Origin of the sequence: Actinocorallia sp. API 0066 (genome assembly GCF_020991275.1) — a bacterium.
Taxonomy (GTDB): domain Bacteria; phylum Actinomycetota; class Actinomycetes; order Streptosporangiales; family Streptosporangiaceae; genus Actinocorallia.
Map to the genome: position 1 here is coordinate 37,082 of NZ_JAJLQY010000014.1, position 13,628 is coordinate 50,709.

A 13,628-nucleotide genomic window follows, 5' to 3' on the forward strand; every position below is an offset into this window, starting at 1 on the left:
CATCCCCGACGCCCGACCCTCGTGAGGTTCCAGACGGCGTGCGACGCGTCGTGGGAACGACCGGCCGTCGGCGTCGGATAGACCGGGCGCCGTGTCGTGTTCGCCGCCTGCGACGCCGTGGCGTGGGTGCGTTTCCAGGGTCTTGGGCCGGGTGTGGGGTAGTGGGAACGATCGGCTGTGGGTGGCGATGGCAGCGGCCGGGTGGGGGTCAGGGGATCAGGTGTTTGACCAGGGTGGAGGTGGGGAGGGTGGGGTCGCCGTGGGTGATGGTGGTGAGGAGGGATTCGGCGCGGGCCTGGCCGAGGGCGGTGGTGGTGAGGTCGCGGAACTTGGTGTCCAGGTCGGACTGGTTGATGGGGTTTTCGGCGGTGCCCAGGGGGCTGTCGACAAAGACGTGTTCGCGGGTTCCGTCCCGGTAGGTGACGGTGATGTCGGCGACCCACTTGCCGGGGTGGGCGGCGTCGAGGTCGGGCCGGGCGGTGATGCGGATCCGGTTGGCCAGGGCGGCGATCTCGCCGGACGGGGAGAGGTCGAGGCGGCCGTCCATGTACTCGTGGTGGGTGCCGAACCCGTTGCCGCGTCCCAGCAGCGCGAGCGCGACCTGGAAGGGCAGGCTGTACTGGAGGTTCTCGATGCTCTGCGGCGCGTACGCGTTGGCGTTGCGGGTGCCGACGATGATGTCGCCGCCCGTCTGGATGCCCAGTTCCACCGTGTCGATCTCGGCGACCCGTCCGGCGAGGCGCCGTGCCCCGTCGATGTAGGCGTGGTTGATACCGCAGCAGCAGTAGGGCTTGATCCAGATCCGGGTGATCTCGAACGGCGCGTCCAGGCCGAAAGCGGCCACGCCGAGGGACGCGTCGAGGGGACGCCCCACGAACGTCCGATAGAAGCCCTTGTTGCCTGTGAGGAACGCGAGCGGCCCGGTGATCCCCGCCTCGGCCATTCCGGCCGCGAGGATGCCGTTGCGCGTCCCGATGCCCGCGTGTACCCGCTTCACCGAGCCGCCGGACGAGGTGTACTCGGTCGTCCCGGAACAGTGGCTCATCGCGATGGAAAGCGCGTGGACGGTGCGTTCCAGGTCGTATCCGCGCATCTTGGCGACAACGGCGGCGGCCCCGAAGTTGGCGAGGACGGCGTGCGGGTGGAAGCCGCGTTCCAGCAGTTCGGGCGCGGCGAGCACGCCGATCCGGGTGTAGACCTCGTAGCCGGCGACGATGCCGAGGAGCACGTCGCGGAGGGTCGCGCCGGTCTCCTCGCCGACGGCGAGCGCGGTCGGCACGACGCAGCTTCCGGGGTGGCTGGAGCTGGCCCGGTGCGCGTCGTCGTATTCGAAGCCGTGGCCGAAGGTGCCGTTGACGAACGCGGCGTCGGCGGCGCTCATCGTGTCGCCGGCGACGGTGACGTGCGCGGTGCCGGGCACGTGTCGTCCCCTGGCCAGGTCGAGGACGGCCTGGCTCCAGGGCAGGGCCGCGCAGCCGACCTGGAGCGCGAGCTGGTCCTGCATGAGCCGGCGCGCGCCCTGGATCGCTTCGGCCGGGAGCGCGTCGTAGTCGAGGTCGACGACGAGGCGCGCGACGGCGGCTTCGACTGAGGGGAGGTTCTGCATGGGATTCGGTCTCGCTTCCGTGGGGCACTTCACAGTGTGCAATGCATCATATATTGTCCTTGTCCATGTCCACCCCAGCAGCGCACCCCGCGTTCCCGGCCTTCGTCTCGGGCGCGAAGAAGCATCTGATCGACGGCCAGTGGGTCGACTCCGTCTCCGGCAGGACCTTCGACGCCGTCAACCCCGCCACCGGCAAGACCCTCTGCTCCGTCGCGGAGGGCGACGCGGCCGACGTCGACCTCGCCGTCCGGGCCGCCCGCCGCGCCTTCGAGGGCGAGTGGAGCCGGTGGACCCCGCACCAGCGGCGCAAACTCATGCTCAAGATCCACGACATCGTCCTGGACAACTTCGACGAACTCGCCCTCATCGAGACCCTCGACATGGGCGCCCCGCTCTCCCGCACGACCAACCTGCGGGAATGGACCTCCCAGGTCCTCCAGTTCTTCGCCTCCCAGTGCGACGCCGTCAGCGCCTCGGCCCCGCGCAACTCGCTGCCGGGCGACTTCCTGACGCTCAAGCACCTCGCGCCCGTCGGCGTCGTCGGCGGCATCATCCCCTGGAACGGCCCGCTCATCGGCCTCTGGTGGATCTTCGGCCCGGCCCTCGCCACCGGCTGCACCGCCGTGCTGAAGCCCGCCGAGGACGCCTCACTGTCCGTCCTGCGGGTGGCCGAGCTGATGACGGAGGCGGGCGTGCCCGACGGCGTCATCAACGTCGTCACCGGGTACGGCAAGGACGCGGGCCAGGCCCTGGCCGAACACGGCGACGTCGACCGGATCGCGTTCACCGGCTCCGTCGGCACCGCCCGCTCGATCGTCCGGGCCTCGGCCGGGAACCTCAAGCGGCTCCAGTTGGAGCTCGGCGGCAAGTCGCCCGACATCGTGTTCGCCGACGCCGACCTGGACAAGGCGGTGCCCGGCGCCGCCATGGGCGTGTTCACCAACAGCGGCCAGGTCTGCGTCGCGGGCACCCGGATCTTTGTGCAGCGGTCCGTGCACGACGAGTTCGTGGAGCGGCTGCGCGACTTCACCGGCACCATCCGCGTCGGCGACACCCTCGACCCTACGACCCAGCTCGGCCCGCTCATCTCCGAGCGGCAGTTGGAACGCGTCCTGCGATACATCGACATCGGCGGCGGCGAGGGCGCGCGGCTCGCGGCGGGCGGCGGGCGCCTCGCCGGCGACCTAGCCTCCGGCTTCTACGTCGAGCCGACGGTCTTCGCGGGCGCGTCCAACGAGATGACGATCGCCCGCGAGGAGATCTTCGGTCCGGTCGCCACCGTCATCCCCTTCGACGACGTGGACGACGCGCTCCGCCTCGCCAACGACACGCCGTACGGCCTGGCGGGCGGTCTCTGGACCCGTAGCCTCTCCACCGCCCACAAGGTCTCGCAGGGCATCAACGCGGGGACGATCTGGGTCAACTGCTACGGCGTCCTCGACCCGTCGGTCGGCTTCGGCGGCCACAAGATGAGCGGCTACGGCTGGAAGGGCGCCCGCGAACACGTCGAGAGCTTCCTCTACCCCAAAGCCGTCTACATCAATCTCGACTGATCCCTCACGCACACCCCGGAGGCCGCCGACGTACTACCGTCGGCGGCCTCCGCTCGCTCCTACGGCCGGTGGTAGACGACGACCCCGTCTATCTCGACGACCTTGTGGAAGCCCTGTCCGGGCAGCCGTGCCAGCGCCTCGTCCTGCTGGCCGATCGATCGCGGCACACTGGACCGCCGCCGCAGATCGACAGCCACCCAGTCGAACGTCCGCCCGCCGATCTCCGGAAACATGATGACCTGCGTGCGGTGGGTGAGCTGCGCCGCCAAATGGTTGGTCGTGGCCACCACAACACCGTCGGGAATGCGGCTCAACGCGACGCGGGCCGCAGCCGCGTGCTCGTTCGGCACGACGATCCGGGTGACGAACGGTTTCTGCAACGCGGTCCAGGGAAGCAGCACAACGACCACCGCGAGAACGGCCCGGCACGCGTACCGGGACCGCCGTATTCCCAGCCCGGACGCCCCGACGACGGCAGCGACGAACAGGATCACCATCAGTTGGCCGTTGTAGTGCACCTGCGTGAAATCCCAGTACGCCGGATTCTCCGACGTCAGCCGCAACGCCAGTCCCGGCGCCGCGATCAGCACGAGCGGCGTCCGGAAGGCGAGAAGACACGTCGTCCCCAGGACCAGGGCGACAAAGACCGCCTTCTCCGGATGCTCGACAAAACTCCCGGGGAATCCGAGCAGCGTCTCCAGCGGACCCGACGTCCGCCCGCCCTTCGCCCCAAAATACGCGTACCTTCCCTCCGGATGGAACCGGGGAATGATAAGCAAGGTGGTGACGGGAATCGCCGCGAGGCCCGCGAGCACCGTTCCGGCACCCCAGGCCCACTGCCGTTTCCAGCCGAGATAGGCGCCGACCGCCGCGACCGTCAGGCCCATGTCCTCCTTGACGAGAAGCAGGGCGAGGGCCCAGAGCGCGGCCCGGCGCCACCGGCCTTCGGCGAGCGCGACCAGGCAGCACGCGGTGATCGGCAGCGCGAAGACGACCTCGTGGAAATCGAACGTGACCAGCCCGACAACACCCCAGGAAAGCCCGAACGCCACCGTGATCGCCGTGCCGGGCCCGTCCCCGAGCCGCGCCACCGCGAACCGGCCGAGCGGGACCATGGCGAGCGCCGCGAGAACCGCCTGCGCGACGAGCAACGCCCGCGGATCGGGCCACACCCAGTAGACCGGCGCCAGCAGCATCAGGATCGGATGAAAGTGATCCCCCAACAGATGAAACCCGTCGCCCTTGATGGGGACGATCGGCGCCTCAAAACGCGCGTAACCGCGGACCGCCTGGTCGAATATCCCCAGATCGTAGGCCGCCGTCTGCATGTTCGCGTGCAGCCTGAGCGACACAACCGAATAGAGCAAGGCGAACACCGAAGCGACAAGAAAAGGACGCCCAGAACGGTAGAAACAGCCGTTCCGAGAGCCCGCCTGACGTTCCCCCGAGTCAGGCAGCCGCACGTCCGCCCCATGCATGAGGCACCCCTTTTCCCCCGAAACAGCGGCATCGTAGCAGAGCGTGTCCAACACCGAGGGGAACAGCGACACACCGCACTCGACTTGCGTTAAGCCGCCGCTCGTCGGGGGCCGCCGACGAACCACCGTCGGCGGCCTCCGATTCTCCGGAAACATGATCGCCCGCGTGCGGTGCGTGAGCCGCGCCGCCAGCCGATTCGTCGTGGCCACGACACCACCGTCGGAATGCGGACGGACTTCGGCCGCACGCCAAGGGCATCGTCCGCGTTAATGTCCTGCGGTTGCGGATCCCCCTGTTCGACTGTCCAGTCGGCCGGGGCCCGTATCACGGCCGTTCAACTCTTGCCCGTCCCCAACTCGCTGCAGAGTCAGGTCATCCGCAGAGGGGCCCTGCCTTGTCCTTAGCTGGTGGAGCGCCTGCTTCTTGTCAAAGGCGAAACGGGTGCGCAGAGCATCCAGCGCGCGTTCCGCTGCCGCGCTCCACATATCAAACCAGGCATCGCCGTCATCGACGACGGTGCCATCGCGGCCAACTGCGTTGGGAGGCGGCAGCGGCGCGTCGATGACCAGGTACTTGGAATGTGGAAACGTCGTCATGGACTGGTCGGCTCGACGCCTCGACTCCCTGAGGTGATGCAGTTCGGTCAGGGGATCATTGTGCGTGTGACGCAACCGGCTCCGGGTATGCGCTGTCCATTCCAGAAGGTCGTCGCCCGGTCGCAGGTTGATAATGAACGGAATGGGGCGGTTCCGGGAGGTGGCAAGGATCTTGATGGTCTCGTCGGAATTACCGACGTCCGCCGCCCACACCCGGTGCCGACCGATTCCAGCGCCTTCCACATATGTCCGGGTCACTTCAAGCTGGTCACGTTCCAGGAAGCGGTTCTCCCAATCGTGAGTGAGCCGACCGAAGGCTCGGGACGCGGTGAATGCCACATGGCTGAAGTCATAGTCGAACGCGTACGCGAGAAGGCTCGCCACGTCCGCGGAGCCCGCCCAATGGCCACCTATCACGGCGATGGACCGCGGCAGTGTCAGCGTGGGTGACCCGGTGCTGTGCCGCGGCGCGTTGAATCGGACCACATGGATGGCCAGTTCGCGCGGCTCGCCCTTCCAGGTGATGAACCCGGCGCTCGACCAGGCGAGTTCCTCCGCCAGGAGCTCCTCGATATCCTTGCGTTCGGCGGCCGAGATCGCCTCGCCGTCCAACCGTCCGAGAATGATGCGGTCGGAATAGTGCAGGCGCTGCTTTCCCGTGCCGAGCCAGACCGGCTGGACCGAGATCGTGTACCGCCCTTCCGCGAGAATAGCGCTCGCGATGCGCGCCGCACTCGAGATCGGCGTGGAAGTCAACTGCCTCGCGGCGTGGTTCACCCCCTCAGCCTGCTCCTCCAACTGATCGAGGTAGATGAGCAGGTTGTCGACACCGTCGAGGAATCCCGCCGCGGCCAGCAAACGCAGCCTCGACAGGTTCAACGCCTCGGACAACCGCACCAGGTCGTCCATGCTGGGGCGCGTCTGGCCACCGAGAATGCTCTGGGTCTTCGCCCGGCTGAATTTCGCCTGTGCGGCGAGCTGGTCACGGGTAAGTCCCTGCGCCGCTTCCCGCAACATCTGGCACCACGGCTCGCGGAGAAACCTGCCCGGGGTCCGCTGCCCGCCTTCCACATTTGCCATATCGGCACGCTACGGCAGGAGACCTGCTGCGGCCACTCTCGTGCCAAACCGTTGGCACGGCAGTTCGAGAGTTCAGCATGGCGACCTTTCCGGACCTACAGCAAACTGACGGCGACTCGTCCACGCCGCACCGCGCCGCCCAGCTCCGTGCCCCGATCAGAGGCCAGCCCACCAACATTGGACGAGTAAAGGACAGGCCAAAAAGTGACGCTACGTCATACCTGTGTGACTGGAAGTTCAAGCTCCGCTGATGCCAAGATCCGACGCATCGTGAACGACCAGCGCAGGTGACTGCCTGGCTCTGATGGAGGGAACACTTGGGAGCAAGGTTCAACACACCTCCGGGATGGCCGCCCATCCCGCCCGAAGGTCCGCCTCCGGGATGGCAGCCACCGCCCGGATGGCCGCCCGCGCCGCCGAACTGGCAGTTCTGGGTGGCCGACGGGATTTCGTCCGCCCACCTGGGCAACTTCGGCCTCGCCGCGTCGTCCTCAGTATTCCTCGCCGCGTTCTTCCCGTTCTTTCACAACAACAGCGTCGGCTTCGTCGTCGAGCCGGGCATCGAGACCGGAATTCGCGTTCTCCTCGCTCTTTTCGGCCTCCTGCTGATCGGAATCGCGGTGGTCTACCGGTTCGGCAGTCCTTCCGGACACCGCGCGATCTCCTACGTCAGCCTGGGCCTGGCCATCCTCGCGCTACTTCATCTCCTCCCGGTCGCGCTGGTCATGGGCTGGGGCATCAGTGATGTCGACCAGACATCCTTCGTCGTTCGGCACAGGGTCCTCAAACTCACCCCCGCGGCCGGTGAGATCATCGCGATCCTCGGCCTTCTCTCTCTCACCGCCCTCCATATCGTGGCGCTCCGGCGGCGTTAGTGGGCGACCACCGAAGCCAAGTACAGACGCGGCGTTATCTGCTTCTCATGGCGGCCGGCACCGTGCTGGCGCTGCTGGTGTCGACGGCCGCCCTCACGTTGCGCGCACGGTCACAACCGGGCGAGACCGATATTCCCCGGACCGGGGGGACCGCACTCAGCACCGACCGGACGATCTCGGTGCGGTTTCCCTCCGGGGGAGTCGGGGAGGGCACTCGCGTCCGGGTTCAGACGGAGCGCGACGCACCGGCTCCCCCCGACCTCGTCCAACCGCTCGCCCTGCCGTTCTCGATCACGGCCACCAAGGGAACGGCGCACCAGGGCACCGTCTCCTACGCCTATGGAGACCTTCCCGACGGCCTGACCGCTGACAGAGTGGTGATGATGGTCTACGACGAGAAGGCGCGGACCTGGCAGTTCCTCGAAACCGGCGTCCGGGACGGCCGCGTCATCGCGACCTGGCCGCATTTCTCCCTCGGGTTTATCGGTTTTCTCGACGGCGCCTTCACGGCGGCGGGCTGGGCCTGGGACAAGGTCCGCGCGAAAGCGGGCGTGCAGGTACGGAACCTGGCCACCGTGTCCGGAAAAGTAGGCGAGGGTCTCGTCGGTCTCGTCGGCGGGACCGTCCATTCGGTGAAGTGCAGGAAGACCAAGGCGGACTTCGCCTACCTCACCACGAACATCAACGGCGGGCACATGAGCCGGCCGCCGCTGACCGCCTGTGCGGAACCACCGGACAAGGACAGCGAGTACGTACTCCGGATCGGCAACAGGTATCCCTACCCCTACCTGCTGAAACTGCCCGCCGGTGTCCGACTGGACTGGCGCGACCTCGACCTGGGCGGGACCGACCTCCTGGACCTCGCCGTCCAGTACGTCCAGAGCCTCCGGGATCTCGCGCTGGTGCCGGGCGGAGGGGAGGTGGCCCTTCGCGTCAGCCCGGACGCCGACCACGTCTTCCGCGTCACGGCCGACGCCGAGAGTCTCACCGTCGCGGTGAAGATGATTTCGCTCGCCGTGATCGCCCCCGCGGCGGGCAGGTCCGCGGCGGTCGCCGCTTTCCAGGCCGAGATGAAGGCTCTCGATACGGCTCTGTCCACGGCGCGCAGGGCGGGGAGCACAAAGTTCACCCTCGCCGACTTCGCCGAAGCGGTCGGTTGGCACTCCAGGGCGCACCGGCTGGAGAGGGCTGCCCGCAACTCCACGCTGGCGACCTCCATCGAGGCGTTCTTCGAGATCGTCAACGGTGTGGACTGCGTCCTCCGGCTGGGGAAGAAGGCATTCCAGGAAGACGCGCACGGCACAGACGGGATCCATCGGCTCGCCAGTTGGGCGGCCGCGGCGGGGCCGCAGTGCCTCCAGACCGCGCTGGCGCGCTTCCTCAAGGCCACCGAAGCGCCGGCGAACTCCCTTCTCAGCCCCCGGGCACAGACCCGCAAGGGCGTGGCGCTCGCCAAGGAGATCGTCGGGGTCGTCCAGGACCTTCCCTTGGTCGTCAGTTCGCTTGAGGTCCGGGTGATCGAACGCCTCTCCCTCGGCAGATTCGACTACAAGCGCGCGGCCCTCACCATTTCGCGAGGCGAAGGCACTTACCCGGTGGGACGGCTACTCCGCGACAACGCCATCTGGAAGGTCACCTTCGACCGCTTCAAAATCGCCGACGGCAAACTGACCGCGTACTACGTATGGCACAACAAGTCACGACAGCCACAGACCACTAGGTGCCATGCGAGGGGGGTCGTCAGTACGTTCATAAGACTCCCGTCCGGTTCGAGCATTCCACCCGCGAGCGTCCAGTGTCCAGGCACCGGGCAGACTGTCATCACCCTCATCCCAGGCGGCGGTTCACGTACCGACTGGTCGGCCTGGGACGTCACCGAGCACAAGGGAAGGCCGTTCGATCTGCTCTGGTTCGATCAGGTCGTCGGCGGGCTGATCATCCCCCCGTTCTAGGCGCAAGCAAACGACACGAAGGAAACGCCATGACCGAGCAGATGCTCGTGGAATTCATTTCAATATTCCTTGCCGGCATCATCGGCGCGCCGATCGGGATCGCCCAGTTGGCCGCCGCCGTCAAGGTCGTTTGCATTCTTAATGAGAAGACCTACACCTTTTACGGAATATACCGCACCCTATCCTTCATAGTGATCTTGATATTCATCTCCGTCACGGTCTACACCCTGGTCAACCCCGAGGCGTACCGCGAACTCACCGACTCAGCCGCCCAGGACCCGTATGGAGTCTCTCCCGCCGGCCAGATCGGATGCGCACTGGGACTCATCGTGAGCCACATCATGGTCGGGCGGATTCGCCAGGTCCTGCTCGACCGCCGACGGTGAAGCCGGGTTTCCGTCGGGTCACCCGGGAAACGACCCGAGGGAGTGTGCGGTGGCGATGGATCCCAGCCGTCGGTGCGATCACCGAGACTCGGGAATCCGGTTGATCTCGACTCCCCCCGTCTCGGCCGAGAACCTGAGCTCCAACTTCTGTGACTCGGACCGCGGAAACTCCGCGAGCGTGACCAGTGCGCTGACCGCGATCCCGGTCGCGGTGGTGACCAGGGCATAGGCCGGCGGAAGTTCGAGCTGCCCGGCCATCAGGTCCATCAGAGCCGTACTGGCGACCCCTGCGGCAGCAGAGTGCGGAAGACGTGCGACCGAGAGCCGGACCTCCTGTTTCTTTCCCACCGCGACGGTGCCGATACGGTCACAGTAGGCGTCGAGCCTCTCCAAGAGTTCACCTTCGGTGTCCTCTGTGGGGTTGGCTATCCATGCCTCCCGCGCATTGAAATAAGCCTGCCCGTGATCCCCTTTTCGAATCGCGATTATCTCGTTGCTCTCGGCGCGCAGCAAGGCTTCGGGCGTCGGCACTGTGGCATCGCACAGGATGACATCCGGTGTTTCTGCGGGCGGCGTCCCCGCTCCGTCCGCGTACAGGGCGGACGCGCTGTGCGACAGGGCCCGCGGGATATTCTGTAGCCCACCGAACCCAGCCGCCTGCGTCTGCTGATAGCAGACGTTCACGATATCGATGAAGAAACGCAGCCGGCTGACGAGTTCTGCGTCTCCCGCCGATTGGGCGGCGTCGAGCAGCTCGCGGGGCTTGACGAACTTCTCGCCTCTCCCCAGGAACCCGAGTTCTCTGCCCACGACGTTCCAGATCTCAGCGCGCCGTATTCCGGTGCCACCGGTGGCGGCAGTGGCGGCCTTAGCCCCTTCGACGCACTCGGTGCGCCATTGCTCGGTGGCCGTCCAGAAATCCGCCAACTCCAGGTTACGGCATTCCGATCCGGTCAGCGTGGCGAACACGGTCCGCTCGAACTCGGAGCCCATGTCCTCGGGCCACCACTTCGGCTCGCCCAGCGGCGACCGACGAAAATCTCGATCATACTGTTCGGCCATGGCGCGGACGTCGTAGCGTCCATGTTCGATGCCGAGCACGCGCGTGCGGTCGAATTCGGCCAGCACTTCAACAAAAGTCGGTGTACGCCTCGAACGGAAAGCGGGAACTATGAGTCCACTCCGCAACGCCGTAGCAAAAAGTGGATATCGCGCCTTGGCGTCGCGCATATGCGAGATCAGAAATCGACTGTTGAAGAAAAAGATGTCCGGGAGGACCAGAGGACGCTCCTCGAAGAGGAGGTTGTAGATCAGGCTGTTGTCGAAATCTATCTGCTCAAGGGAATGTTCGCACCCACCGTCGACGGCCGAGAGATAGACACTGTCACGAGCTTCACCGTGAGGTTCCACCGCCATACAGACGATGATTCCACGAGCAGAGGCGTGGCGTGGGCGGTCTGCTGGCCGGATGCCGCCAGTCCGCCGACCGTTCGGTCCGGGTTCTGCTGCTCAGTCGACGGGTGTATGCAGCGCGAATCTCCCGCTCGGTCAGGCGGGGAGGTGGGTGGCGAGGTCGGCTTTGAGGGTGGTTAGGGACTCGGCGGCCTTTTGGCGGGCGGCGGGGACGTCGTCGGAGCGGACGGGGACGACGACTTCCAGGTAGGACTTGAGTTTGGGTTCGGTGCCCGAGGGGCGGATGACGACGCGGGCGGCGTCGGCGAGGGTGAGGCGGAGGCCGCTTGTTGGGGGGAGGCCGCCTACGCCCTCGGAGAGGTCCTCGACCTTGAGGACGGGGCGGCCGCCCAGGGTGTGTGGGGGGGACTTGAGGAGGGCGGCGACGGCGGCGTCGATCAGGGGGCGGTCAGAGACGCGGATCGAGAGTTGGCTTGTGGCGTGGACACCGTAGCGGCGGGCCTGGTCGTCCAGGAGGTCGAGGAGGGTGCGGCCCTCGGTTTTGGCCTCGGCGGCGAGGGCGGCGACGGTGAGGGCGGCGCCGATGCCGTCCTTGTCGCGGACGGGCACGCCCTGGTCGCCGCCCACGCTGTACCCGAGGGCCTCCTCGTAGCCGAGCACTAGCCTGGCCGTCGGCGAACCGGCGCGCATGATCCACTTGAACCCGGTCAGTGTCTCGGCGAAGTCCACGCCGTGCGCGGCCGCGATCCGGCCCAGCAGGGACGAAGACACGATCGTCGTAGCCAGTAGCCGTCCCTCGCCGGACGTATGCCGCAGCACGTGCTCGGCCAGCAGCCCCCCGACCTCGTCGCCCGTCAGCACCCGCCACGACCCCGACGGCGTGGGCACCGCGACGGCGCACCTGTCCGCGTCCGGGTCGTTCGCAAGGGCGAGGTCGGCCCCCGTCCGCGCGGCGAGGTCGAGAACAAGATCCATCGCTCCCGGTTCCTCCGGGTTCGGGAAGGCGACGGTAGGGAAGTCCGGGTCGGGCAGGCACTGCGCAGGCACCGTGTACGGCGCGGGGAAACCGGCCCGCAGGAACGCCCTGATCAGCGTCTGCGCCCCGACCCCGTGCAGCGGCGTGTAAGCCACCGTGACGTCACGGGCGCGTCCCAGCGGCAGTGTCTCCAGCGCCCCCAGGTAGGCGGCCTCGGCCTCGGGCCCCAGGACGCGCCAGGACGGCGTCTCCGGCTCGCGCGGCCCGTCCGGGGCCACGCCCAGGGGCAGCTCGTCCACGCGGCCCACGGCGGCGATGGCGGCCGAGATCTCGCCGTCCACGGGCGGCACGATCTGTGCCCCGTCGCGCCAGTAGACCTTGTACCCGTTGTCCTTGGGCGGGTTGTGGCTCGCGGTGACCATCACCCCGGCGTCCGCGCTCAGGTGACGCACCAGGTACGCGAGTACAGGGGTCGGCAGCGGGCCGGGCAGCACCCAGGCCCGCACCCCCATCCCGGTGAGGACGGCGGCGGTGTCGGCGGCGAACCGGGCCGAGCCGTGTCGCGCGTCGTACCCGACGACGACGGCGGCGCCGCCCGGGTCCGGCGTGGCGGCCAGCACCCGGGCGCCGAGCCCTGCGGCGGCCCGCATGACGGTCACCCGGTTCATCCGGTTAGGGCCCGCGCCCAGTTCGCCGCGCAGCCCGGCGGTGCCGAACTCCAGCGCCGCGCCGAAGCGGTCGGCGAGGGCGTCGGTGTCGGCGGCGTCGAGGATGAGGTGGAGTTCGGCGCGGGTCACCGGGTCGGGGTCCTGCGCGAGCCACTCCTGGGCGCGTTCCCTGAGGCTCACAGCCCGGCCACCACCGTCCTGAGGAGTTCGCCCATCCGGCCCGCTGCGGCGCGTCCGGCTTCCAGCACCTCCTCGTGGTCGAGCAGCGCGTCAGACAGGCCCGCCGCCACGTTCGTCACCAGCGAGATCGCCAGCACCTCGGCTCCGGCCTCGCGGGCGGCGATCGCCTCCAGCACCGTGGACATGCCGATGAGGTCGGCGCCCAGGGTGCGCAGCATCCGGATCTCTGCGGGCGTCTCGTAGGTCGGGCCACGGAAGGCCGCGTACACGCCTTCGGCGAGAGACGGATCGACGGCCTTGGCAAGCCCCCGGAGCCGTCGGGAGTACACCTCGGTGAGGTCGAGGAAGGTGGTGCCCGTAAGCGGGTTCGCCCCGGTGAGGTTCAGGTGGTCGGAGATGAGGATGGGCTCTCCGATGTGCTGTGTCTCCGGCCGTAGGCCGCCCGCCGCGTTGGTGAGCACGACGGTCCGCACCCCGGCGGCGAGCGCCGTCCGCACCCCGTGCACGACGTCCGTCGCCGGATGCCCCTCGTACAGGTGGGTGCGGCCGAGAAAGACCAGCACGTTCTTGTCCCCGACGCGCAGTGCCCGCGCCTTGCCGCCGTGCCCCTCGACGGCGGGCGCGGCGAAGCCCGGCAGCTCGGTGAACGCCAGCTCGTGCTCGGGCTCGCCGAGCGCGTCGGCGGCGGGCACCCAGCCGGAGCCCATCACCAGCAGGACGTCGAACTTCTCGTACGTGCGCGCGGTGAGCTCGGCGGCGGCGGACCTGGCCAGTTCATACGGGTTGTTCTGCACGTCACCAGCCTAGGGGCGGCGCCTGGTGATCACGCGGCCCGATCCTCCGAAATTCCCCAGGCCCGGAGAG

General features: G+C 67.9%; 10 protein-coding genes. 4 read left to right on the forward strand and 6 right to left on the reverse strand.

The window, feature by feature from the left end; all coding sequences use genetic code 11:
- Nucleotides 1-208: 208 nt before the first annotated feature.
- Entirely contained in the window at nucleotides 209-1,606 is a 1,398-nt protein-coding gene (locus LO762_RS28470) for an MmgE/PrpD family protein (protein ID WP_230619218.1), read from the reverse strand.
- A 65-nt stretch (nucleotides 1,607-1,671) separates the two neighbouring features.
- On the opposite strand from LO762_RS28470, the gene LO762_RS28475 reads away from it, so the two are divergent.
- Nucleotides 1,672-3,159 carry an aldehyde dehydrogenase gene (locus tag LO762_RS28475; protein ID WP_230619219.1) on the forward strand — a complete coding sequence of 496 codons (1,488 nt, stop codon included), beginning with the start codon at nucleotides 1,672-1,674 and terminating at the stop codon, nucleotides 3,157-3,159.
- Nucleotides 3,160-3,218: 59 nt separating this feature from the next.
- Here LO762_RS28475 and LO762_RS28480 read toward each other — a convergent pair whose 3' ends face one another.
- Complete coding sequence (locus LO762_RS28480; RefSeq protein WP_230619220.1) at nucleotides 3,219-4,847, reverse strand: DUF2079 domain-containing protein; 1,629 nt, start codon at nucleotides 4,845-4,847, stop codon at nucleotides 3,219-3,221.
- A 57-nt stretch (nucleotides 4,848-4,904) separates the two neighbouring features.
- The gene (locus LO762_RS28485) at nucleotides 4,905-6,314 is read right to left on the reverse strand and encodes a helix-turn-helix transcriptional regulator (protein WP_230619221.1); all 1,410 of its coding nucleotides are present in this window, start codon (nucleotides 6,312-6,314) and stop codon (nucleotides 4,905-4,907) included.
- Nucleotides 6,315-6,748: 434 nt separating this feature from the next.
- Here LO762_RS28485 and LO762_RS28490 point away from each other — a divergent pair, with 434 nt between their 5' ends.
- Genes LO762_RS28490 through LO762_RS28500 form a run of 3 tightly spaced genes read left to right on the forward strand, consistent with a single transcriptional unit; the run spans nucleotide 6,749 to nucleotide 9,527 of the window.
- Entirely contained in the window at nucleotides 6,749-7,189 is a 441-nt protein-coding gene (locus tag LO762_RS28490; RefSeq protein ID WP_230619222.1) for a hypothetical protein, read from the forward strand.
- A gap of 47 nt (nucleotides 7,190-7,236) precedes the next feature.
- Nucleotides 7,237-9,141 carry a hypothetical protein gene (locus LO762_RS28495; RefSeq protein ID WP_230619223.1) on the forward strand — a complete coding sequence of 635 codons (1,905 nt, stop codon included), beginning with the start codon at nucleotides 7,237-7,239 and terminating at the stop codon, nucleotides 9,139-9,141.
- A gap of 29 nt (nucleotides 9,142-9,170) precedes the next feature.
- Nucleotides 9,171-9,527 carry a hypothetical protein gene (locus LO762_RS28500; protein WP_230619224.1) on the forward strand — a complete coding sequence of 119 codons (357 nt, stop codon included), beginning with the start codon at nucleotides 9,171-9,173 and terminating at the stop codon, nucleotides 9,525-9,527.
- Between the two features lie 78 nt (nucleotides 9,528-9,605).
- Here LO762_RS28500 and LO762_RS28505 read toward each other — a convergent pair whose 3' ends face one another.
- The 3 genes from LO762_RS28505 to LO762_RS28515 all read right to left on the reverse strand — a co-directional run bounded on the left by LO762_RS28505 (nucleotide 9,606) and on the right by LO762_RS28515 (nucleotide 13,558).
- On the reverse strand, nucleotides 9,606-10,943 hold the full coding sequence (locus LO762_RS28505; RefSeq protein ID WP_230619225.1) for a hypothetical protein: 1,338 nt from the start codon (nucleotides 10,941-10,943) through the stop codon (nucleotides 9,606-9,608).
- Between the two features lie 132 nt (nucleotides 10,944-11,075).
- A complete protein-coding gene (locus tag LO762_RS28510) occupies nucleotides 11,076-12,764 on the reverse strand; it encodes a phospho-sugar mutase (RefSeq protein WP_230619226.1) in 1,689 nt (562 codons plus the stop codon).
- Complete coding sequence (locus LO762_RS28515) at nucleotides 12,761-13,558, reverse strand: purine-nucleoside phosphorylase (protein WP_230619227.1); 798 nt, start codon at nucleotides 13,556-13,558, stop codon at nucleotides 12,761-12,763. Before LO762_RS28515 ends, LO762_RS28510 begins: the two co-directional genes overlap by 4 nt.
- Nucleotides 13,559-13,628 lie beyond the last annotated feature (70 nt).

Coding starts and splice junctions, on each gene's coding strand:
- LO762_RS28470 (WP_230619218.1), bottom strand. CDS start 1,606: ATGCAGAACCTCCCCTCAGTCGAAGCCGCCGTCGCGCGCCTCGTCGTC.
- LO762_RS28495 (WP_230619223.1), top strand. CDS start 7,237: ATGGCGGCCGGCACCGTGCTGGCGCTGCTGGTGTCGACGGCCGCCCTC.
- LO762_RS28475 (WP_230619219.1), top strand. CDS start 1,672: ATGTCCACCCCAGCAGCGCACCCCGCGTTCCCGGCCTTCGTCTCGGGC.
- LO762_RS28505 (WP_230619225.1), bottom strand. CDS start 10,943: ATGGCGGTGGAACCTCACGGTGAAGCTCGTGACAGTGTCTATCTCTCG.
- LO762_RS28500 (WP_230619224.1), top strand. CDS start 9,171: ATGACCGAGCAGATGCTCGTGGAATTCATTTCAATATTCCTTGCCGGC.
- LO762_RS28485 (WP_230619221.1), bottom strand. CDS start 6,314: ATGGCAAATGTGGAAGGCGGGCAGCGGACCCCGGGCAGGTTTCTCCGC.